This window comes from Streptomyces sp. NPDC030799 (genome assembly GCF_055572255.1).
Genome location: NZ_JBVIDS010000008.1, coordinates 261,205 through 282,232, shown reverse-complemented (window position 1 = coordinate 282,232; position 21,028 = coordinate 261,205). Strand labels below are relative to the sequence as shown.

Annotated in this window: 18 protein-coding genes and 1 tRNA gene; 11 read left to right on the top strand and 8 right to left on the bottom strand. The window is 72.5% G+C overall.

All coding sequences use genetic code 11. The features are described 5' to 3' along the window. Positions 1–28 precede the first annotated feature (28 nt). Positions 29–1,186: an acetyl-CoA C-acetyltransferase gene (locus tag ACZ41I_RS21935; RefSeq protein WP_399770092.1), complete on the top strand. Its 1,158-nt coding sequence runs from the start codon at positions 29–31 to the stop codon at positions 1,184–1,186. Here the strand turns inward: ACZ41I_RS21935 and ACZ41I_RS21930 are convergent. The 4 genes from ACZ41I_RS21930 to ACZ41I_RS21915 are packed head-to-tail and all read right to left on the bottom strand — an operon-like array spanning position 1,170 to position 4,578. After that, positions 1,170–2,246, bottom strand: a complete 1,077-nt coding sequence (locus tag ACZ41I_RS21930; protein WP_468514850.1) for an NAD(P)H-dependent flavin oxidoreductase — start codon at positions 2,244–2,246, stop codon at positions 1,170–1,172. The genes ACZ41I_RS21935 and ACZ41I_RS21930 overlap by 17 nt on opposite strands. Continuing rightward, on the bottom strand, positions 2,246–3,001 hold the full coding sequence (locus tag ACZ41I_RS21925) for a CoA-transferase subunit beta (RefSeq protein ID WP_363213605.1): 756 nt from the start codon (positions 2,999–3,001) through the stop codon (positions 2,246–2,248). The genes ACZ41I_RS21930 and ACZ41I_RS21925 overlap by 1 nt, the downstream gene beginning before the upstream one ends. Further along, a complete protein-coding gene (locus ACZ41I_RS21920; protein ID WP_468514849.1) occupies positions 2,998–3,834 on the bottom strand; it encodes a CoA transferase subunit A in 837 nt (278 codons plus the stop codon). Before ACZ41I_RS21920 ends, ACZ41I_RS21925 begins: the two co-directional genes overlap by 4 nt. Next, positions 3,835–4,578, bottom strand: coding sequence for an enoyl-CoA hydratase family protein (locus ACZ41I_RS21915; protein WP_468514848.1), 744 nt, complete (start codon positions 4,576–4,578; stop codon positions 3,835–3,837). It lies immediately after the preceding gene. 94 nt (positions 4,579–4,672) lie between these two features. Here ACZ41I_RS21915 and ACZ41I_RS21910 point away from each other — a divergent pair, with 94 nt between their 5' ends. Together ACZ41I_RS21910 and ACZ41I_RS21905 are read left to right on the top strand one after the other, a co-directional pair. Then, the gene (locus ACZ41I_RS21910; protein WP_468514910.1) at positions 4,673–5,446 is read left to right on the top strand and encodes an SDR family oxidoreductase; all 774 of its coding nucleotides are present in this window, start codon (positions 4,673–4,675) and stop codon (positions 5,444–5,446) included. Position 5,447: 1 nt separating this feature from the next. After that, positions 5,448–6,353, top strand: a complete 906-nt coding sequence (locus ACZ41I_RS21905) for an SDR family oxidoreductase (protein ID WP_468320146.1) — start codon at positions 5,448–5,450, stop codon at positions 6,351–6,353. Between the two features lie 6 nt (positions 6,354–6,359). Here ACZ41I_RS21905 and ACZ41I_RS21900 read toward each other — a convergent pair whose 3' ends face one another. Beyond that, a complete protein-coding gene (locus ACZ41I_RS21900; RefSeq protein WP_468514847.1) occupies positions 6,360–6,842 on the bottom strand; it encodes a MarR family winged helix-turn-helix transcriptional regulator in 483 nt (160 codons plus the stop codon). 122 nt (positions 6,843–6,964) lie between these two features. On the opposite strand from ACZ41I_RS21900, the gene ACZ41I_RS21895 reads away from it, so the two are divergent. Then, entirely contained in the window at positions 6,965–8,404 is a 1,440-nt protein-coding gene (locus ACZ41I_RS21895) for an MFS transporter (RefSeq protein ID WP_468514846.1), read from the top strand. A 226-nt stretch (positions 8,405–8,630) separates the two neighbouring features. On the opposite strand, the gene ACZ41I_RS21890 is transcribed toward ACZ41I_RS21895, so the two are convergent. Together ACZ41I_RS21890 and ACZ41I_RS21885 are read right to left on the bottom strand one after the other, a co-directional pair. Continuing rightward, positions 8,631–9,512, bottom strand: a complete 882-nt coding sequence (locus ACZ41I_RS21890) for a hypothetical protein (protein ID WP_363213611.1) — start codon at positions 9,510–9,512, stop codon at positions 8,631–8,633. Positions 9,513–9,570: 58 nt separating this feature from the next. After that, on the bottom strand, positions 9,571–11,331 hold the full coding sequence (locus ACZ41I_RS21885) for a glycoside hydrolase family 35 protein (protein ID WP_468514845.1): 1,761 nt from the start codon (positions 11,329–11,331) through the stop codon (positions 9,571–9,573). Between the two features lie 98 nt (positions 11,332–11,429). On the opposite strand from ACZ41I_RS21885, the gene ACZ41I_RS21880 reads away from it, so the two are divergent. The 6 genes from ACZ41I_RS21880 to pyk all read left to right on the top strand — a co-directional run bounded on the left by ACZ41I_RS21880 (position 11,430) and on the right by pyk (position 20,023). Beyond that, positions 11,430–12,347, top strand: coding sequence for a helix-turn-helix domain-containing protein (locus tag ACZ41I_RS21880; RefSeq protein ID WP_468514844.1), 918 nt, complete (start codon positions 11,430–11,432; stop codon positions 12,345–12,347). Between the two features lie 5 nt (positions 12,348–12,352). Continuing rightward, positions 12,353–12,700: a chorismate mutase gene (locus ACZ41I_RS21875; RefSeq protein WP_363213614.1), complete on the top strand. Its 348-nt coding sequence runs from the start codon at positions 12,353–12,355 to the stop codon at positions 12,698–12,700. Between the two features lie 169 nt (positions 12,701–12,869). Continuing rightward, positions 12,870–15,428, top strand: a complete 2,559-nt coding sequence (gene pepN / locus ACZ41I_RS21870; protein ID WP_468514843.1) for an aminopeptidase N — start codon at positions 12,870–12,872, stop codon at positions 15,426–15,428. 254 nt (positions 15,429–15,682) lie between these two features. Continuing rightward, the gene (locus ACZ41I_RS21865; protein ID WP_468514909.1) at positions 15,683–17,041 is read left to right on the top strand and encodes a pyridoxal phosphate-dependent decarboxylase family protein; all 1,359 of its coding nucleotides are present in this window, start codon (positions 15,683–15,685) and stop codon (positions 17,039–17,041) included. Then, complete coding sequence (locus tag ACZ41I_RS21860; protein ID WP_399770110.1) at positions 17,038–18,450, top strand: lysine N(6)-hydroxylase/L-ornithine N(5)-oxygenase family protein; 1,413 nt, start codon at positions 17,038–17,040, stop codon at positions 18,448–18,450. Before ACZ41I_RS21865 ends, ACZ41I_RS21860 begins: the two co-directional genes overlap by 4 nt. A 136-nt stretch (positions 18,451–18,586) precedes the next feature. Further along, complete coding sequence (gene pyk / locus ACZ41I_RS21855; RefSeq protein WP_363213617.1) at positions 18,587–20,023, top strand: pyruvate kinase; 1,437 nt, start codon at positions 18,587–18,589, stop codon at positions 20,021–20,023. 76 nt (positions 20,024–20,099) lie between these two features. On the opposite strand, the gene ACZ41I_RS21850 is transcribed toward pyk, so the two are convergent. Beyond that, positions 20,100–20,174 (bottom strand) — tRNA-Leu (locus ACZ41I_RS21850). A 98-nt stretch (positions 20,175–20,272) separates the two neighbouring features. On the opposite strand from ACZ41I_RS21850, the gene ACZ41I_RS21845 reads away from it, so the two are divergent. Continuing rightward, positions 20,273–20,929 carry an ANTAR domain-containing response regulator gene (locus tag ACZ41I_RS21845; RefSeq protein ID WP_363213619.1) on the top strand — a complete coding sequence of 219 codons (657 nt, stop codon included), beginning with the start codon at positions 20,273–20,275 and terminating at the stop codon, positions 20,927–20,929. Positions 20,930–21,028 lie beyond the last annotated feature (99 nt).

Here is a 21,028-nt window from a genome sequence, read left to right as displayed (position 1 = left end):
AACGCCCCTTTCCTGTGAGGGAGTTGCCATGGCCGAGGCCTACATCGTCGAAGCGGTCCGTACACCCGTCGGGCGGCGCGGGGGAGGGCTCGGCGCCGTCCATCCCGCCGACCTGGGCGCCCATGTGCTGACGGCGCTGGTGGCGCGCGCCGGGATCGACCCGGCCGCCGTGGACGACGTGGTCTTCGGCTGTCTGGACGCGGTGGGGCCGCAGGCCGGGGACATCGCCCGCACCTGCTGGCTGGCCGCCGGGCTCCCCGAGGAGGTGCCCGGTGTGACCGTCGACCGGCAGTGCGGCTCCTCCCAGCAGGCCGTGCACTTCGCCGCGCAGGCCGTGCTGTCCGGCACCCAGGACCTGGTGGTCGCCGGCGGGGTGCAGAACATGTCCCAGATCCCCATTGCCTTCGCCTCCCGCCAGGCCGCCGAACCCCTCGGTCTGACCGACGGGCCCTTCCTCGGCAGCACCGGCTGGCGCGCCCGCTACGGCGACCAGCCCGTCAACCAGTTCACCGGTGCCGAGATGATCGCCGCCAAGTGGGGCATCGGCCGCGAGGAGCAGGAGCAGTTCGCCCTCGGCTCCCACCGAAGGGCGGTCCGCGCCATCGACACCGGCCGCTTCGCCCGCGAGACGGTCCCCTACGGCGAGGTCGCCGTGGACGAGGGTCCGCGCCGGGACACCACGCCGGCGAGGATGGCCGCGCTGAAACCCGTCCTCGACGGCGGCACCATCACCGCCGCCTGCTCCTCCCAGGTCTCCGACGGCGCCGCCGCCCTGCTGCTCGCCTCCGAGCGGGCGGTACGCGACCACGGGCTGCGCCCGCGCGCCCGCGTCCACCATCTCTCCGTGCGCGGCGAGGACCCCATCCGGATGCTCTCCGCCCCCATCCCGGCCACGGCGCACGCCCTGAAGAGGACCGGCCTCACCATCGACGCCATCGACCTCGTCGAGATCAACGAGGCCTTCGCCCCGGTCGTCCTGGCCTGGCTGAAGGAGACCGGCGCCGACCCGGAGAAGGTCAATGTCAACGGCGGCGCCATCGCCCTCGGCCACCCGCTCGGCGCGACCGGCGCCCGCCTGATGACCACCCTGCTGCACGAACTGGAACGCACCGGCGGCCGCTACGGCCTGCAGACCATGTGCGAAGGCGGCGGCCAGGCCAACGTCACGATCATCGAACGCCTCTGAGTGCTCCCGGTCCCGCCGGCCCCGCAAGCCCTTCCAGTACCTCTTCCGCCTCCTCCACGATCCGCTCCACCAGCTCCGCGCAGGTCGGCAGGTCGTCGATCAGCCCGGCGACCTGCCCGGACGCCATCACGCCGAGGTCAGTACGGCCGTCCACCATCGCGGACTTCAGCAGCATCGGCGTGTTCGCGGCCAGCAGGACCTGGCTCCAGGACAGCTCCTTGCCCTGCTTGAGCGCGAGTCCGTCCCGGACCAGCTGCCGCCAGGTCAGCCCCGACAGCCGCCGGAAACCGGCCGCCTTCCCTATCGCATGGGCCAGGACCCGTGCCCGGCCCGACCGCTCCAGCGTGGCCACCAGGTCCGTGCGCAGCACCCGGTGCGGCAGGCCGTCCACCGCCCGGGTGACCGTGATGTCCCGGACCGTCGCCGCCAGGTACCGGGCCTTCACCGCGTCCGGCACCGTCGAGTCGGAGGTGAGCAGGAACCGCGTGCCCATCGCCACCCCGGCCGCCCCGTACGCCAGCGCCGCCACCAGACCCCGCCCGTCGAAGAAGCCGCCCGCCGCCACGACCGGGATGTCCACCGCGTCCACCACCTGCGGCAGCAGCACGCTCGTCGCCACCTCGCCGGTGTGCCCGCCGCCCTCGCCACCCTGCACGATCACCGCGTCCGCGCCCCAGGCGGCCACCTTCTCGGCGTGCCGGCGCGCACCGACCGACGGGACGACGACCACACCCGCCTCCTTGAGCGCGGTGATCAGCTCACGCGTGGGCGCCAGCGCGAAGGACGCCACCCGGACGCCCTCCGCCAGCATGATCTCCACGCGGTCCGCCGCGTCGCCCGCGTCGGCGCGCAGGTTCACCCCGAACGGCGCGTCGGTACGGGACTGCACCTCCCGTATCGCCTCGCGCAGCCGGTCCCGTGTCATCGTCGCGGACGCCAGGATGCCGAGCGCGCCCGCGTTCGCCGCGGCCGAGACCAGCCGCGGGCCGGCCACCCAGCCCATCCCGGTCTGGACGATCGGATGGCGGACCCCGACCAGCCGGGTCAGCGCGGTGTCCATCAGACCGGAACCTCCCCGGCCCGGGTGTTGCCGGGATCGATCACCTCACGGATCAGGAGCAGTTCGGCGGCCGTCGGTGCACGCGTGTACGGCACCTCGTCCGGGATCACGAGGTCGAACCCGGTCGCCTCTTGCACCTGCTCCACCGTCACCCCCGGATGCACCGAGACCAGCCGCATCGTGCGGCCCGGCGTGGCGAAGTCGAAGACGCCGAGGTCGGAGACGACCCGCGGGATGCGGTGGTACCGCGCACCGGCCGCGTGGTCGTACCCGACCCCGCACACCATGTCGACCTTCTCGACGAAGACCCGCCGGGAATGCTTCGGGATCCAGTAACTCGTCGGGTTGTTCAGCGTGTTGACCGGTGCCCCGCGCACCCCGAGCAGCTGCCGCGCCGGCTTCGCCCAGTCGCCGATGCAGGAGATGTTCTGGTTGCCGTACCGGTCGATCTGGCTCGCGCCCATCATCACGTGCCGGCGGCCCCCGGTGACCAGTTCCAGATGCCTGCGGTACGGCAGCCAGCCCTCGACCGTGCCGTCCGGGCCCACGAGCATCGCCTCCCCGTCGGTCAGCAGCAGGTCGGGTGCGAAGGTCCGCTTGGCGAGACGGGCGGCCACCGACGGGACGGGGCCCATCGGGCTCGCCAGGATCTCGCCCCCGTCCCGCCAGGCCTCCGCGCAGGCGATGACGCAGTACTCGGCGCGGGACGCGACGCCGTGTCCGACCGGGGCGGCCGCAGGGTCGGCTCCGCTCATGACTCCTCCTCGACCGCCGTCCGGTAGTGACGTTCGTCGCCGGCCAGGTAGCGCGCCGCGAACCGGGGCCAGGGCGTGGTTGCGTACCGCTTCTGGAACGTCTCGTCCCGGCCGTAGTCGGGGGCGCAGGACGTGAAGTGCGCGCCGCCCGGGGCCTCCACGACCCCGGTCACCACATGCCGCTTGACCAGCAGGGTCTGCGGCGCCGCCGCCTTCGTCAGCTCCGCCGTGTCCACGATCCGTTCGCAGGAGACGTACGCCGCGTCCGCCGCCTCGCAGAACAGATCGTCGAAGTACGGGTCCGGGCCGAGATACTGGCCGTTGCCCAGCCGGTCGGCGCGGTTGACGTGCACCAGGGCGGCATCCAGGCGCAGGGCGGGCACGGCGACGAACGTCTCCCCGTCCTCGTACGGCGAAGTGACCGTCCGCAGGCCGGGGTTGACCCGCATGACGTCCGAGCCGAGGCCCGCCCGGACCGGCAGGAAGGGCAGCCGGTGCGCGGCGGCGCGCAGCCCCCACATGAACATCGCCTCGTCGATCTCCATCAGCTCGAAGGCGCCGCGCTCGCGTGCCGCCCGGTAGTGCGGTTCCAGAGGGATGGAGTCGAGGGTGACGAAGGCGGTGACCAGCTTGCGGATCCGGCCGGCCGCGGCCAGCATCCCGACGTCCGGGCCGCCGTACGACACGACCGTGAGGTCGCTGATCCCGGTCCGCAGCAGGGCTCTGACCAGTGCCATCGGCTTGCGGCGGGAACCCCAGCCGCCGATGCCGAGGACCATTCCGCTCTCCAGCCGGGAGACCACCTCGTCGGCGGTCATCGTCTTGTCACCCATCTACGCCCCCTCCTTCCCGAACGTGTCGCGGACCCGGTCGGCCAGGCCGCTGAGGCCCGCCTCGAAGGTGAAGCCCTGTTCGAACCGGTAACTGCGGCGTACGTCGACCGGATCGATGCCGTTGATGGCGGCCTTGGCCATGCGCAGCAGCCGCCCGTCCTTGGCGGCGATCTCGCGGGCCAGCTCCAGCGCCGCCGCCCGTAACCGCGCACGCGGCACCACGCGCCACACCGACCCGTGCCGGCGCAGCTCCTCGGCGCTCGCCGTGCGCCCCGTGTAGTACAAGGCGCGCATCACGTGCTGCGGGACCAGCCGGGCCAGATGGGTCGCCGCCCCCAGCGCGCCCCTGTCCAGCTCGGGCAGACCGAAGGCGGCGTCCTCGCTCGCCACGATCGCGTCCGCGTTGCCCACCAGGCCTATCCCGCCGCCCAGGCAGAAGCCCTGCACCGCCGCGACGACCGGGACCGCGCAGTCGTAGACCGCCGCGAAAGCCTCGGCGCAGCCGTGGTTGGCGCCGATCAGCGCCTGCTGCCCCTGCGCCTGTATCTCCTTGATGTCCACGCCCGCGTTGAACCCGCGGCCCTCGGCGGTCAGCACCACGCACCGGACACCGGCGTCGCGGCCCGAGGCGCGCACGGCGTCGGCCAGGTCGAACCAGCCGCGCACCGGCAGTGCGTTCACCGGTGGGAAGTCGACCGTGACCACGGAAATCCCTTTTTCCGGGGACGAACAGGAGACACCCATGGGCGCATCAGCTACCTTTCCACCAAACATTTGTTAGGTGCGAGGCTTCGAAGCTAGCAGTCTGCGCAGACAAGCGGGAGAGCCTGTGGACAAGTTGCCGCGCGACAGGACCGGCGACACGACCGGCGACAGGACCAGTGACAGAACCGTGGTCGTCACGGGCGGCACCCGGGGGGTCGGAGCCGGGATTGCCCGGGCGTTCGCCGAGACCGGTGCCCGGGTCGTGGCCTGCGCCCGCCGGCCGCCCGAACAGCCCCTGGACGGCGTCGAGTTCGCCCCACTCGATGTGCGCGACCCGCCCGCCGTACGGGCCTTCTTCGCCGCGCTGCCCCGGCTCGACGTCCTCGTCAACAACGCGGGCGGCACGCCCTACCGGCGGCTCGCGGACACCGACGCCGAACGGCATGCCCGGGTGGTCGAACTGAATCTGATCGCCCCGCTGACCGCCTCGCTCGCCGCGCACGAGCACCTGCGGCGCAGCCGGGGCTCGGTCGTCATGGTCGGCAGCGTCAGCGGCGGCCGGCCCTCGCCCGGTTCGGCGGCGTACGGCGCGGCCAAGGCCGGTCTGGCGAACCTGGCCGCCTCCATGGCCGTGGAATGGGCGCCGGAGGTCCGCGTCAACACGCTCGTGGTCGGCATGGTCCACACCGAGCTGTCGCATCTGCACTACGGCGGCCCCGACGGCATCGCCGCCGTCTCCCGTACCGTCCCGCTCGGCCGGCTGGCCGTCCCGGCCGACATCGGGTCCGCCGCCGTCTTCCTCGCCTCCGACGCCGCCGCCTACATCAGCGGAGCCAGTCTGCACGTGCACGGGGGCGGGGAGCGGCCCGTCTTTCTGGACGCCGCAACCGTCAACAGGGAGAAGTGAGATGAGCGGAATCTGCGAGGGCCGGGTGGTCGCCGTCACCGGAGCCGGCCGCGGGCTCGGCCGCGCGCATGCCCTGGCCTTCGCGGCCGAGGGCGCCCGGGTCGTCGTCAACGACCTGGGTGTGGGACTGGACGGGGCGCCCGGCGCGGAGAGCCCGGCCGAGGCCGTCGTCGCGGAGATCCGGGCCGCCGGCGGCGAGGCGGTCGCGCACGGCGGTGACATCGCCACGACCGACGGCGCCGCCTCCCTGGTCCGTACCGCCCTGGACGTGTACGGCCGGCTCGACACGCTCGTGAGCAACGCCGGGTTCCTGCGCGACCGGATGCTGGTCAATCTCGACGAGGACGACTGGGACGCCGTGATCCGCGTTCACCTCAAAGGGCACTTCCTGCCCCTGAAGCACGCTGCCGCGCACTGGCGGGGCGAGGCCAAGGCCGGGCGTGTCCCGCAGGCCCGGATCGTCCACACCAGCAGCGGGGCCGGTCTGCTGGGCTCGGTCGGGCAGGGCAACTACAGCGCCGCCAAGGCCGGCATCGTCGGGCTGACCCTGGTCGCGGCGGCCGAACTCGCCCGCTACGGCGTCCAGGTCAACGCCGTCGCGCCCGCCGCCCGCACCCGCATGACGGAACGCACCTTCGCCCAGGCCATGGCGGCCCCGGCCACCGGTTTCGACGCCATGGCCCCCGAGAACGTCTCCCCGCTGGTGGTCTGGCTGGGCTCGGCCGCGAGCGCGGGGGTCACCGGCCGGGTCTTCGAGGCGGAAGGCGGCCGGATCACCGTCATGGAGGGCTGGCGGCCGGGCCCCACCGCCGACCAGGGCACACGCCGGACGCCGGCCGAGGCGGGGGAGACGGCACGCAAGCTGCTGGCGGAGGCGGCGCGGCCGGGGGCGGTCTACGGGGCGTAGCGATGGTCAGCCGGTCAGGCGGGCCGCCGCCGCGTGCTGCCGCTCGCTCATCACCGACAGGAAGCGGATCACCGTCCTGAGCTCGTCCGTGCTGAATTCCTCGCACGCCTCGACGACGTCCCGCGCCCAGTCCTCGAAGAACGCGGCCAGCTCGGCGAGCTTGTCCTGGTTCAGTTCGACCAGCACCCGGCGTTTGTCCGTCGGGTGCCCGACCCTGCGCACAAAACCCTTGTCCTCCAGCCGGTCGAGCAGCCCCGTGACGGACGCGGGGGCGAGTCCGGTCAGCCCGGCGAGGTCCTTCGCGGTGAGCGGGCCGTGCCGCTGGAGGAGATCGAGGGTCTTCGTCTCCGTCGCGTTCAGGCCCTGCTTGGCGGCGACCGCCGAGTGGAACATGACGGTGACCGCGCTGTGCGCCCGGCCCACCTGCATGAGCTGCTCCAGCGCCTCGGACCGCGCCGTCTCGTCCCGTTTCTCGTCTTCCTCGGCCATGTCTCCAGGCTAGCAAAAATTTCGTTCGATCGAACTAACTACTTGCGGCAATGACTGCGTCGGTGCAACTCTTTCGTTAGGTCGAACGAAATAAATCCCGTCCAGGAGCCGAGGAGACCGTCATGTCAGCAACGCTCGCCGAACATCCCGCCGGCGCGACGGCACCCCATCCGCGCCGCTGGGCCGCCGCCGTCGTGATGATGATCGCGGCGCTCATGGATCTGCTGGACACCACGATCGTCAACGTGGCCGTGCCCTCCATCAGCCGTGATCTGCACGCCTCGGCCAGCGACCTGCAATGGGTCGTCTCCGCCTACCTGCTCGGCTTCGCCGCCGCCCTGATCGTCTCCGGCCACCTCGGCGACCGCATCGGCCGCCGCTCGCTCTTCCTCGCCGGCACGGCCGGTTTCGGACTGGCGAGCCTGGCCTGCGGGATCGCCCAGTCACCGGGGCAGCTGATCGCCGCCCGCGCCGTCCAGGGCGTGCTGGCGGCCGTGCTGGTGCCGCAGGTGATCGGCTCGTTCCGCACCCTCTTCCAGGGCAGGGAACGCGGGGCCGCCTTCGGGATGTACGGCGCCGTCGCCGGGTTCGCCTCCGCCGTCGGGCTGCTGCTCGGCGGGGTGCTCACGGACGCCGACCTGTTCGGCTGGGGCTGGCGCTCGGTGTTCCTGGTGAACGTGCCGGTGGCCGCGGCGACCTTCGTCGGCGGGCTGTTGCTGGTCCCCGCCACGCGGGAGCGGTCGGCGGGCCGGCCGGACGTCGTGGGCAGTGTGCTGCTGGCCGGGGGCCTGGTCGCGATCGTGCTGCCGCTGGTGCAGGGCCGGGAGAACGGCTGGCCGCTGTGGGGCTGGGCCTGCCTGGGGGCGGGTGCCGTGGCCGTGGTGGGGCTCGGGGTGTACGAGGCCCGGCGGCACCGGCCCGGGACGGTGCCGCTGCTGCCGGCCCGTGCCTTCCGGCTCCCCGTGTTCTCGGTGGGTGTGCTCGTCCAGTTGCTGTTCTCCGTCGGTATGCAGGGCTTCTTCCTGGCCTTCGCGGTCTGGCTGCAGGCCGGCGAGGAGTACACGCCGATGCAGGCCGGGCTGGTGACGGTCGCCTTCTCGGCGGGCGGTTTCCTCACCGCGCCGGCCGCGGACGGGCTCGCCGTACGGTACGGGCGGCTGGTGCTCGGTGCCGGGGCGCTGATGATGGCCGGCGGCCTCGGCTGGGTCGGGGCCGTGGCCGAGGGGGCGCAGGCCGCGCACACCGGGGCGTGGCCGCTGGTGCCGGGGCTGCTCGTCGCCGGGGCGGGGCTGGGCTTCCTGGTGGTGCCGCTGGTGAACGTGGTGCTGTCGGCGGTGCCGGGGGAGTTGGCCGGCGGGGCGTCCGGGATCTTCTCCACGGCTCAGCAGTTCGGGGGAGCGGTGGGGGCCGCCGTGATCGGCACGGTGTTCTTCGGGGCCGTCGGGGAGGGAATGACCAGGGCGTTGGGCGATGCGATGCCGTGGGTGACCGGGGTGTTCGTGGCGTGCGGGGTGTTGTGTGCGGCGCTTCCCCGGCGGGCGGCGTCCGAGCAGCTCGGCTGACACACGGGGCCACCCGGGGGCTCCGCCCCGGACCTCCTGGCTCACCCGCCCGCCCGACTCGGTCGGCCGGAAAGCGAGGCAGAGGGCGCCGGGCCCCTGCCGGCCGCGTCGGCTCCCGGGCCTGCCGGCCGACCGAGCCTGGTCCCGAGCCTCCCTGCCGACCGGGGCGGGTGGGTCGGCAAGACGTGCGGTGCGGGGGCGGAGCCCCCGGCGCGGTGCCGTGGACCTATGTGTCGCACTCCAGCACCGTCCGGCACAAGCCGCACCGCGCCCGCACCCGCCCCTTCACCGGCACCCTGATCCGCTGCTGGCAGGTAGGGCAGGGAAAGGTCACCCGGAGCCGGCCGGCGGGGTCGGGGGAGAAGGCGTAGGCGGCCGTCGGCTGGACACCGGACGCGTGCCGGCGGTCGTGGGCGTACCGCCGCCGGCCCGCCCAGCCGGCCCCGGTCAGCGGCGGCTGCTGCTCGTCCCGGCGGGCCAGGGCCATCCCCTTGCCGTACGCGTCGTAGGCCTGCGGGCTGGTGAACCACACCGAGGGGTCCTCCTGGAAGAGCAGCGCCCGCTTGGCCAGGACGTAACCGAACTCCTCCGGGGTGAGGTAGCCGAGCTTCTGCGAGGAGACCGCGTCCTCCCGGTAGGCGTCCAGCAGCAGCCAGCCCGCACCCAGGTAGGTCGTCACCGTGTCCGTGAGGATCTCGTTCTCCGCCGTGGTCGGGAAGGACAGGTCCAGGCGGTGCAGGTAGACGTGCGCCACCTCGTGGGCGAGCGCCGCGCCGATGTCCCTGCGGTGGGTGCGGAAACGGTCGTTCAGTTCCACGAAGTACTCGGGACCGGCCGCCAGTTCGACGTTCGCCGCATGGGTCATCTCCCGGAAGCCGACGATCAGCCGCGCGTCCGGCAGCCGGAAGTGCCGCACGATCTCGCGGGCCACCCGCTGCGCGCCCAGATGCAGGTCGTCGGTGTCGCAGAAGGCCACGTCGGCGGGGACCACGCTGGTCGAGAACGTCTGGACGGTGGTGTAGGACAGGCGCTTGTACAGCGCGGTGATGGCGGCCCGCACCGTCTCCAGGTGCGGGTAGCCGTGCTGGACCGGTCCGCCGTTCGCCACGTCCGCACCCCCAAAGACGCCGGAACCCCTTTCCACTGTAGGCGGCGGGGACGGCTGGTCACACGGGCAGCAGACGGGGCGGCGCCGGGTGGTCCGCGTCCGTCTGCTGCAGCTCCAGCACCCACACCTCGTTCGCGCCCTCCCGCAGCACCGGGCCGGGGACGTACAGGGACCGCTGGGGGCCCACCGACCAGTAACGGCCCAGGTTGAAGCCGTTGATCCAGACGAAGCCACGGGTCCTGCCGGGCAGCTCCAGCCGGGCGTCGCCGGCTCCGTGGACCACGACCGAGCCCCGGTACAGGCCCGGTGCGCCCTCCTGCGGCAGGGCACCGAACGGCACCGCGTCCACGCCCCCGTCGAACGCGCCCAGATCCAGGCCACGCGCGCGTACCCCGTGCAGAAACTGCCGCTCGTGCAGGATGCCGCCGGTGATGCCCTTCACCTCGCCGAAGCGCGGCCCGTAGTTCACCCGCCCGAGGGACTCCACCCACAGCTCCACGCGCGCGGGGCCCGCCACCGGCTCCTTCAGGCGCGGCTCCTCCTCGGTGAGCACCCCGGCCCGCTCCCCGTCGACGTACACCACCGCGAGGTCCCGCAGCCCGCGCAGGGTCAGCGGGTACGGCTGCCGCGGGCCGGGCACGTCGACCTGGTAGCGCACCAGGCCGCGGGTGACGTGCAGTTCCTCGAAGGAGGGCGGCAGCGGTGCGACCGTCTCCGCGCCGCCCAGTGTCTCCAGGACGTCACCCAAGGGCGCCCAGCCGTCGAACGTGACCTCCGTCGGGCGGGCCAACGGGGCCGGCAGGGGCGGGAGTTCGGGCAGCGGTTCGGAGTGGTACGCGGCCAGCACCCCGCGGAAGCGCCAGAACTTCTCCGTGGGGCGGCCGTACTCGTCCACCGGGGCGTCGTAGTCGTACGAGGTCACATCGGGCTCCAGCGGGCCCTCGTGCAGCTCGCCGCCGCCCCGGTTGGCGCCCGACCAGCCGCCGAAGCTGGTGCCGCCGTGCGCCATGTAGAGGTTCACCGACGCCCCGCACTCCAGGATCTCCCGCAGCGCCCCGGCGGCCTCCTCCGGGTCCCGTACGACATGCTCGCCGGCCCAGTGGTCGAACCAGCCGCACCAGAACTCCATGCACATCAGCGGGCCCTCGGGGCGGTGTCGGCGCAGTGTCCCGAAGGCCTCGCGCGCGTGGGAGCCGAAATTGACCGTGGCGAGCACCCCGGGCAGCGAGCCGCCGGTCAGCATGTGGTCCTCGGGGCCGTCCGAGGTGACCAGCGGTACCGTGACGCCCTCGGCGCGCAGCAGAGCGGCCAGCTCCTCCAGATGGCCGGTGTCGCTGCCGTAGCTGCCGTACTCGTTCTCGGCCTGCACCAGGATCACCGGGCCGCCGCGGTCGATCTGCCGGGGCACGACCTGGTGCATCAGATGGTGGAACCAGTGCTTCACATGCGACAGATAACGCTCGTCACGCGTGCGCACGCGCGTGCCCGGCTCGCCCGTCACCCAGGGCGGCAGTCCGCCGTTCTCCCACTCGGCGCAGATGTAGGGGCCCGGCCGCACGATCGCCCACAGGCCGGCCTCCCGCACCGCGTCCAGGAACCGGCCGAGCGCCTGCACGTCCCGGTAGCCGCCCGGGGCGGGCTGGTGCAGGTTCCAGGGGACATACGTCTCCACGCAGTTCAGGCCCATCGCACGCAGCATCGCAAGGCGGTGCCGCCAGTGCCCCTCGTGCACCCGGAAGTAGTGCAGCGCCCCGGACAGCAGCCGCAGCGGCCGCCCGTCCAGCAGGAAGTCGCGTGCCCCCACCGTGAACTCGCTCATGCGCCTCAGCCTCACCCCTTCCGGCGGTCAGCACCATGGACGAAGATCGGCGCTGCTTGGACAAAAGTCCGCGGCCGCCGACGCCGGGAGGAGCACCGATGTACCAGACCTGGATGCGGTTCTTCAGCCCCGGCCCCGCCCACCACGGCCTCGGCCTGGTGTGCCTGGGCGTCGGCCTCCAGCACGGCGTGCTGCCCACGGTCGGCCCGCGCACCCTCGACCACCACGTGGCCGTCGTGATCAACGCGGGCGGCGGCTGGTACCGGGGTGCCGACGGCCGCCGTACGACCGTCACCGCGCCCGCGCTGCTCTGGCTCACCCCCGGTGTGTCCCACCACTACGCGCCCGACCCGGACACCGGCTGGGACGAGGGCTTCGTGGACTTCGCGGGACCCGCAACCGCCACATACACCGAACTCGGCTACATCGAGCCGGACCGGCCCGTCGTCCCGCTCTCCGACGCCTCCGGGCCCCGCGCGGTGGTCGCCCGTATCGCCCGTGCCGCCCGCCGTGGCAACCCGCTGCTGGAGGTGGAGACCGGCGCCGCCGTGCACGAGCTCCTCGTCGCCCTGCGCCGTGCCCGTGCCGACCTCGCCCCGGACGGCGACCAGGTGCTCGAGGCGCTCGCGCGGGACGCCTGCACGCCGATGAGCGTCGCCGACCACGCGCGCGTGCACGGCATGACCCCCGCCGAGCTGCGCAGCGCCGTCCGCCGGGCCGCGGGCTGCAGCCCGAAGGACTATCTGCTGGGCATCCGCCTCGGCCGCGCCAAGGAACTCCTCGCCGCCACCGAGCTGCCCGTCGCCGCCGTCGCCCGCCGCGTCGGCTACGACGACCCCGCCTACTTCTCCCGGCTGTTCACCCGCCGCGTGGGCCTCGCACCGGCCCGCTTCCGCGCCCAGCAGGGCCGCACTGTCCCCGGTGGCTGGAGCGACCGCGTCCCGGACCCCGACGATCCGCCGATGATCCACTCTCCGGACACCGCCGAGGCCGGGCCCGGCGACCCCCTAGGCTGACGCCCATGACCACCAGCAACATCGGAAACGGTGACGTGGACCCCGAGGTCCGTCAGGAGCTGGAGCGGCTGCGCGACAGCATCGACAACATCGACGCGGCCGTCGTCCACCTGCTCGCCGAGCGTTTCAAGGCCACCCAGCAGGTCGGCAGGCTCAAGGCGGTGCACCAGCTGCCGCCCGCCGACCCGGCCCGTGAGGCCCGCCAGATCGAGCGGCTGCGCCGCCTGGCGGAGAACGCCAAACTCGACCCGGCCTTCGCGGAGAAGTTCCTGAACTTCATCATCGCGGAGGTGATCCGCCACCACGAGCGCATCGCCGAGGACGCCGCCAACGGACAGCAGACGCAGGCCTGATCTCGCGCCGAGGCGCGCGCGGCCGGGCGGGGGGACGGGTCGGGACACGGGGCCGGGGGACTGGCTCGCGGGACCGGCTCGGGGGAGTGGCTGGGGGACGAGTGGGACATAAGGCGTGAAGTTGCCCACCCTCTGTGCGGTGTCAGCGGGATCAGGCAGCATGGCCTGCATGTCCGTACTCACGCGCGACGAAGCGCAGCTCCGAGCACAGCTCCTCGACGTCCATCGCTACACCGTCGAACTGGACCTCACGACCGGGGACGAGACCTTCGACTCCCGTACCGTGATCCGGTTCACCGTGCGGTCCGCCGGGGACACGTTCGTCGAGCTGAAGCCCGCCGAGTTGCGCGCTGTCACGCTCGACGGGGCGCCCCTCGACCCCGAGTCGCTGCAGGACGGCCGGCTGGCGCTGACGAACCTCGCCGCGGGCGCACACGAACTGCGTGTCGACGCGGCCATGCGTTACTCCCGTACCGGCGAGGGCATGCACCGCTTCACCGACCCGAGCGACGGCGAGACGTACGTCTACACGCAGATGTTCATGGACGACGTCCAGCGCGTCTTCGCCGCCTTCGACCAGCCCGACCTCAAGGCCGTCTTCGAGGTCTCCGTCAAGGCGCCGGAGGGCTGGACCGTACTCGCCAACGGCGTCACCGAGCACCGGGGCGACGGCGTCTGGCAGGCCGCACCCACCCCGCTGATCTCCACCTACCTGGTCGCCGTCGCCGCCGGCCCCTGGCACTCGGTGCGCACCGAGCACCAGGGACTGCCCTTCGGCATCCACTGCCGCCGCTCCCTCGCGCCGTACCTCGACACCGACGCCGACGAGATCTTCGACGTCACGCGCGCGTGCTTCGACCGCTACCACGAGAAGTTCGAGGAGCCGTACCCCTTCGACTCCTACGACCAGGCGTTCGTCCCCGAGTTCAACGCGGGCGCCATGGAGAACCCGGGCCTGGTCACCTTCCGCGACGACTTCGTCTACCGCTCCGCCGTCACCGACACCGAGCGGCAGACCCGCGCCATGGTCATCGCACACGAGATGGCCCACATGTGGTTCGGCGACCTCGTCACGCTCAAGTGGTGGGACGACATCTGGCTCAACGAGTCCTTCGCCGAGTACATGGGCTACCAGACCACCGCCGAGGCAACCCGCTTCACCGGTCCCTGGACCGAGTTCGGCGTGACCCGCAAGGCCTGGGGCTACGACGCCGACCAGCGGCCCACCACCCACCCGGTCGCCCCCGAGAAGGTCGACGACACGGCCTCCGCGCTGCTCAACTTCGACGGCATCTCCTACGCCAAGGGCGCCTCCGCGCTGCGCCAGCTGGCCGCCTGGCTCGGCGAGAAGGACTTCCTCGCCGGCATCAACACCCACTTCGCCCGGCACAGGTTCGGCAACGCCACCCTCGCCGACTTCATCGACTCCCTCGCCTCCGCCACCGACCGCGACGTGCCCGCCTGGGCCGACAGCTGGCTGCGCACCACCGGCGTGGACCAGCTCACGCCGGTCATCGCCGCCGCCGACGGCAGCTGCACCCTGACCGTCGACCGCACGGGCGCCCGCCCGCACCGCCTCACCGCCGGCCTGTACGACCACGACGTGGCCGACGAGGGCCGGCTGGTGCTGCGCGAGCGCCTCGACGTCGACGTCCCGCAGACCGCCCCGCAGCCCATCGGCAAGCGTCCCGCGCTGCTGCTGCTCAACGACCGCGACCTCACCTACGCCAAGGTCCGCTTCGACGCCGAGTCCTTCGCCACGGTCCGCTCCGGCCTGTCCGGCCTGCCCGACCCGCTCACCCGCGCGGTCGTCTGGAACGCCCTGCGGGACGCCGTGCGCGACGGCGAACTCCCGCCCGAGGCCTACCTGGAGGCGGCCCGCGCACACCTCCCGCGCGAGACGGACCTGGCCCTCGCCCAGGGCGTCCTCGCCTTCGCCTCCGGGCAGATCGCCGACCAGTACCTGAGGCCCGAGGACCGCCCGGCCGCCCTGTCGACCCTCACCGCCCTCTGCCGCGACCTGCTGCGCCGCACCGAGGACGGCGACCACCCGGGCCTGCGCCTGATCGCCGTACGGCACCTGATCTCCGTGGCCGCCCACCCCGACACCATCGCCGCCTGGCTCGCCGACGGCACGGTGCCCGGCGGTCCGGAACTCGACCCCGAGCTGCGCTGGCGCATCCTCGGCCGGCTCGCCGCGCTCGGCGCCACCGACGAGGCCGCCATCGCCGCCGAGCTGGAGCGCGACCCCTCCGCCACCGGCCAGGAGGGCGCCGCCCGCTGCCGGGCCGCCCTGCCCGACCCGGACACCAAGCGCGCGGCCTGGGAGGCGATGTTCGCCGGCGACGACCTGTCCAACTACCTCTTCACGGCCACCGCCCAGGGCTTCTGGCAGCCCGAACAGGCCGATCTGGTGCGGGAGTACGTGCCGCGCTTCTACGCGGACGCGGTCGCCGTCAGCGCCCGGCGCGGCCCCGCCATAGCGGTCGCAGCCGGCCGCTGGGCCTTCCCGGCGCATGCCGTCGACACCGAGAACCTGCTGCTGGGGGAGGCCTGTCTGCGCGACGCCGACCCCACCCCGGCCCTGCGCCGCACCCTCGCCGACCGTCTCGACGACCTGGCCCGCGCCCTGCGGGTGCGCGGCAGGCAGGAGCAGGGGGCGCAGGCGGAGAACGGCGGACAGGAGGAACGGAAGGGAAAGGGGCTGCCGGAGAAGCAGATCCGGTGATCCGGGGCGTGGCTGGTCCCTGCCGTCGCGCCGGCGCTCAGCGGGCCCGGGACCACGGGGAGGACTCCGGCGGAGGGGGCTGAACGGCTCGCCCGAAACCCAGGCTCTTCCCCAACACGCCTTCCTCACACGGCAGTACCCACTTTCGGGTGCGATCGTCGTCCTTTCGGGACAAGCGGTCCTCTTCCCGTACAAGCTGGATACCGAAGGTCAGCTTATGAGCGGGAGGACAGCCGATGAGCGGTGCGGAACCTCTGCATACGCCGCCCCTCGCCTCGGGCCCCCACGGTCCCGGCACCCTGCGCCCCCTCCTCGGCACCGTCCTCGACGCGCTCGCGGCCGGAAGCCGGGAGCGCGGGGGGCCGCTGCCCGCCGGGGGACCCGAGGCCGTCGCCGCGCGCGTCGCCGATGTCCTCGGGGACGTCCTGGCGGACCACGGCGACCCCGATGCCCTGCACGCCCTCGTGCAGGCCCTGGCGGAGGGCGCCGCCGATCCGGCCGACCCGCTGTGTGCCGCCCATCTGCACTGCCCCCCGCTCGCCGTGGCCACCGCCGCCGACCTCGCCGTCAGCGCCCTCAACCCGTCCCTGGACTCCTGGGACCAGGCCCCGGCCGCCTCCGCCCTGGAATCCGCCGTCACTCGCGCACTCGCCCACGCCGCAGGGCTCGCCGACGCCCTCGTCACCTCCGGAGGCACCGAGTCCAACCAGCTCGCCCTGCTGCTGGCGCGCGAGGCCCACGGCGGCAGCGTGCGCCTCGTGTGCGGGGCCAACGCCCACCACTCGCTGCCGCGCGCCGCCTGGCTGCTCGGCCTGCCCGACCCGGTCGTCGTCCCGGCCGCGGCCGGCACGCTCGACCTCGCCGCCCTCGACGAGGCCCTCACCGCGCTCTCCGGCCCACTGCTGGTCGCCGCCACCGCCGGCACCACGGACGCCGGGCTCATCGACCCGCTGCCGGAGATCGCCGGACTGTGCACCGCCCACGGCGCCCGCCTGCACATCGACGCCGCCTACGGCGGTGGCCTCCTCTTCAGCGACCGGCACCGGGAGAAACTCGCCGGCCTGGAGGCCGCCCACACCGCCACCCTCGACCTGCACAAGCTCGGCTGGCAGCCGGTCGCCGCCGGCCTCCTCGCCGTCGCCCGCCCCGCCGAACTCGCCGTGCTCCACCACCGTGCCGACTACCTGAACGCCGACGACGACACCGAGGCCGGACTCCCCGACCTGCTCGACCGCTCCCTGCGCACGACCCGCCGCCCCGACATCCTCAAGACCGCCGTCACCCTGAAGACCCTCGGCCGCACCGGACTCGGCGCCCTGGTCGACCACGTCTGCGCCCGGGCAGCCGAGTTCGCCGCGCTGATCCAGGAACACCCCGGCTTCGAGCTGTACGACCGGCCGGTGATCAGCACGGTCCTGTTCCGGCCCGCAGGCGCCGCCGACGACACCGTGGCCGCCGTACGCCGCAGGCTGCTGCACGAGGGCCGGGCCGTCCTGGGGCGCGCCCGGCTCGACGGCCGGCTCTGGCTCAAGGCCACGCTCCTCAACCCGCACACCCGGCCGGGCGACCTGGCCCAGCTCCTGAAACTCGTGGAAGAAGGCACCCTCGCATGACCAACCCCCCATGCCACGAGCCGGCCTCCCCCCGCGACCTGGTCGGTATCGGCATCGGACCGTGCAACCTCTCCCTGGCCGCCCTCGCCCATCCGCTCGCCGAACTGGACGCCGTCTTCTACGAACAGCGCCCCGGCTTCGACTGGCACCCCGGCCTGCTCATCGAGGGTGCCACCATCCAAGTGCCCTTCCTGGCCGACCTGGTGACCCTCGCCGACCCGACCAGTCCCTGGAGCTTCCTGAACTACCTCAGAACGCACGAACGGCTCTTCCCCTTCTACTTCGGCGAGCGCTTCCACATCCAGCGCGCCGAGTACGACGCCTACTGCCGCTGGGTCGCGCAGAGCCTGCCCGGGCTGAGATTCGGCCACCAGGTCGACTCGGTCTGCTGGAACCCCGAACGGGACGTGTTCGAGGTGGACTTCACCCAGCTGGGCGCCGACGGCGAGACGGAGGCCCTGGGCCGTACCTACACCCGGAACGTCGTCATCGGCGTCGGCACCGCTCCCTATGTGCCCGACGCGCTCCAGCCGCTGGTGGACGCCCCGGGCGTGCCCGTCATCCACGCCGCCGACTACCTGGACCACCGCTCCGCCGTCCTGGCCGCCGAGCACGTCACCGTCGTCGGCTCCGGACAGTCCGGCGCCGAGGTCTTCCTCGACCTGCTGCGCCACCGCCCCGCCGGCCGCGAGAAGCTGCACTGGATCGGCCGCAGCGAGGCGTTCGCGCCGATGGAGTACTCCAAGCTCGGCCTGGAGCACTTCACGCCCGACTACACCCGCTACTTCCACGCCCTCGCCGAGCCCGTCCGCGACCGGCTGGTCGCCGCCCAGGGGCAGCTGCACAAGGGCATCGACGCCGGCACCCTCGCCGCCATCCACGACGAGCTGTACCGGCGCACCCTGCACGGCGGCTGGCCCGACGCCGTCCTCACCCCCGGCGTCCGGGTCCGTACGGCGGGCCGCATCGCCACCACCAAGATCGAGCTGCATCTGGAACACCTCCAGCAGAACAGCCGCTCCCGGCTGACGACGGACGCCGTCGTCCTCGCCACCGGCTACCGGGAGCGCCCTCTCGGCCGCCTGCTCGCCGGGCTCGACGCCTATGTGCGCCGCGACAGCAGCGAACGCCCGCGGATCGACGAGGAGTTCCGGCTCGTTCTCGACCCCTCGGTCACCGGCTCGGTGTACGTCCAGAACGCCGAACTGCACACCCACGGTGTCGGCGCGCCCGACCTCGGCCTCGCCGCCTGGCGCAGCGCCGGCATCCTCAACTCCCTCACCGGAAAGGAGCCGTACACGCTGCCCACCCGCACGGCCTTCACCACCTTCGGCCTCCAGGAGTCCCGGCCCCGGATCCCGCGGGCCCGGCAGGCACCGCGGCTCACACCGCTGGTCGAAGTGAGGTAGGGAACGGCCGGCCGGCTCGCTCATCGGAGCGAGTCGCCGCACAATTCAACACTTGTCAATAAGGCTTCACCCAAAGGTTGTTGAGCGGACATCCGCTCCGGAATCGCTACCCGCGGGTAAGGCCTAGGCTCGACTTATGCGCCGAGCAAAGATCGTCTGTACTCTGGGGCCCGCCACCGACTCGTACGACCAGATCAAGGCACTGGTCGAGGCCGGAATGGACGTCGCCCGGTTCAACCTCAGCCATGGCACGCACGTCGAACACGAGGAGCGATATCAGCGCGTGCGCAAGGCGGCCGACGAAACCGGCCGCAGCGTCGGAATCCTCGCCGACCTTCAGGGTCCGAAGATCCGGCTCGGCCGATTCGCCGAAGGACCGGTACTCCTTGAACGCGGCGACACCTTCACCATCACCGTGGAGGAGGGCGTCGAGGGCGACCGGCACCAGTGCGGCACCACCTACGGCGGTCTCGCGGCCGACGTCACCCCCGGGGAGCGTGTCCTCGTGGACGACGGAAAGGTCTGCCTGGAGGTCATCGCCGTCGACGGCCCCCGCGTCCGCACCCGCGTGGTCGAGGGCGGCGTGATCTCCGACCACAAGGGCCTGAACCTCCCCGGAGTCGCCGTCTCCGTCCCCGCCCTCTCCGAGAAGGACGAGGACGACCTGCGCTGGGCGCTGCGCACCGGCTTCGACGTCATCGCCCTCTCCTTCGTCCGCACCGGTGACGACGTCAGGCCCGTGCGCCGCATCATGGCCGAGGAGGGCCGCCGCCTCCCGGTGATCGCCAAGGTCGAGAAGCCGCAGGCCGTGGCGGACCTCGACGGCATCGTGGCCGCCTTCGACGGGCTCATGATCGCGCGCGGCGACCTGGGCGTGGAGATGCCCCTGGAGCAGGTGCCGATCGTGCAGAAGCGCGCGGTCAAGCTCGCCAGGCGCAATGCCAAGCCGGTCATCGTCGCCACCCAGATGCTCGACTCGATGGTCGACAGCTCCCGGCCGACCCGCGCCGAGGCCTCCGACGTGGCCAACGCGGTCCTCGACGGCACGGACGCGGTGATGCTCTCGGGCGAGACGAGCGTGGGCAAGTACCCGGTCGAGACCGTGCGCACCATGGCGAAGATCGTCTCGGCGGCCGAGGAGGACATGCTCGCCAAGGGCCTGCCGCCGCTGACCGAGCGGAACAAGCCGCGCACCCAGGGCGGTGCGGTCGCCCGGGCCGCCGCCGAGATGGGTGACTTCCTCGGCGCGAAGTTCCTGGTGGCGTTCACCCAGTCGGGAGACACCGCCCGCCGGCTGTCCCGCTACCGCTCGCCGATCCCGCTGCTCGCCTTCACCCCGGAGCCGGCCACCCGCTCCCAGCTCAGCCTCACCTGGGGTGCCGAGACGTTCCTGGGGCCGCATGTGGACTCCACCGACGCCATGGTCGACCAGGTGGACGAGCTGCTGCTGAAGTACGGCCGCTGCGAGAAGGGGGACGTCGTGGTGATCACGGCGGGTTCCCCGCCCGGTGTCTCGGGCTCGACCAACATGGTCAGGGTGCACCACATCGGCGAGGACGACAGCCCGAAGTAGGGAGGCCTACGACGACGAAGGGCCCCTCATCGAGAGGGGCCCGCCAAAAGGGCTGACCTTGGAATCCAAGGAAAAGTGCCCCGAGTCGGACTCGAACCGACACTGTACGGGTTTTGAATCCGTTGCCTGCTGCCAATTGGGCTACCGGGGCTCGCAGAATCCAAGGTTTCCCCCGACCCTCCGCGCGTCCACCATACCGTAGCTAGGTAGGCTCTTGTAAGCAGTGCCCTGCCTGAACGAGGAGCCCCCGTGACCGCCGAGTCGCCCCAGCCCGAAGACGCGCCCGACGACGACAAGTCGCACGTGCCTCCGCTGACGACCCGTGTCGTCATCGCCGAGGACGAGGCCCTGATCCGGCTCGACCTGAAGGAGATGCTGGAGGAGGAGGGGTACACCGTCGTCGGTGAGGCCGGCGACGGCGAGCAGGCCGTCGAGCTGGCCCGCGAGCACAAGCCGGACCTGGTCATCCTGGATGTGAAGATGCCCAAGCTGGACGGCATCTCCGCGGCCGAGAAGATCGCCGAGGAGTCCATCGCACCGGTCCTGATGCTCACCGCCTTCTCGCAGCGCGACCTCGTCGAGCGCGCCCGGGACGCCGGCGCCATGGCGTACCTGGTCAAGCCGTTCAGCAAGAGCGACGTGGTCCCCGCCATCGAGATGGCCGTCTCCCGCTTCACCGAGCTGAAGCAGCTGGAGAAGGAGGTCGCCGACCTCACCCAGCGCCTGGAGACCCGCAAGCTGGTCGATCGCGCGAAGTCCATCCTGCAGACCGAGTACGGCCTGACCGAGCCGGCCGCGTTCCGCTGGATCCAGAAGACCTCCATGGACCGTCGCATGTCGATGCAGCAGGTCGCCGAGGCGGTCATCGCGGACAGCGAGGAGAAGAAGGCGGCCAAGAAGGGCTGACTCTTCCCGCCGACGTTCCCCGCGCCGACCAAGGGGCGCGGGGAACTGCGCGACCGGACACGACGGAGCCGCGGTGTCCGGCCGAACCGGCGGAGCTGG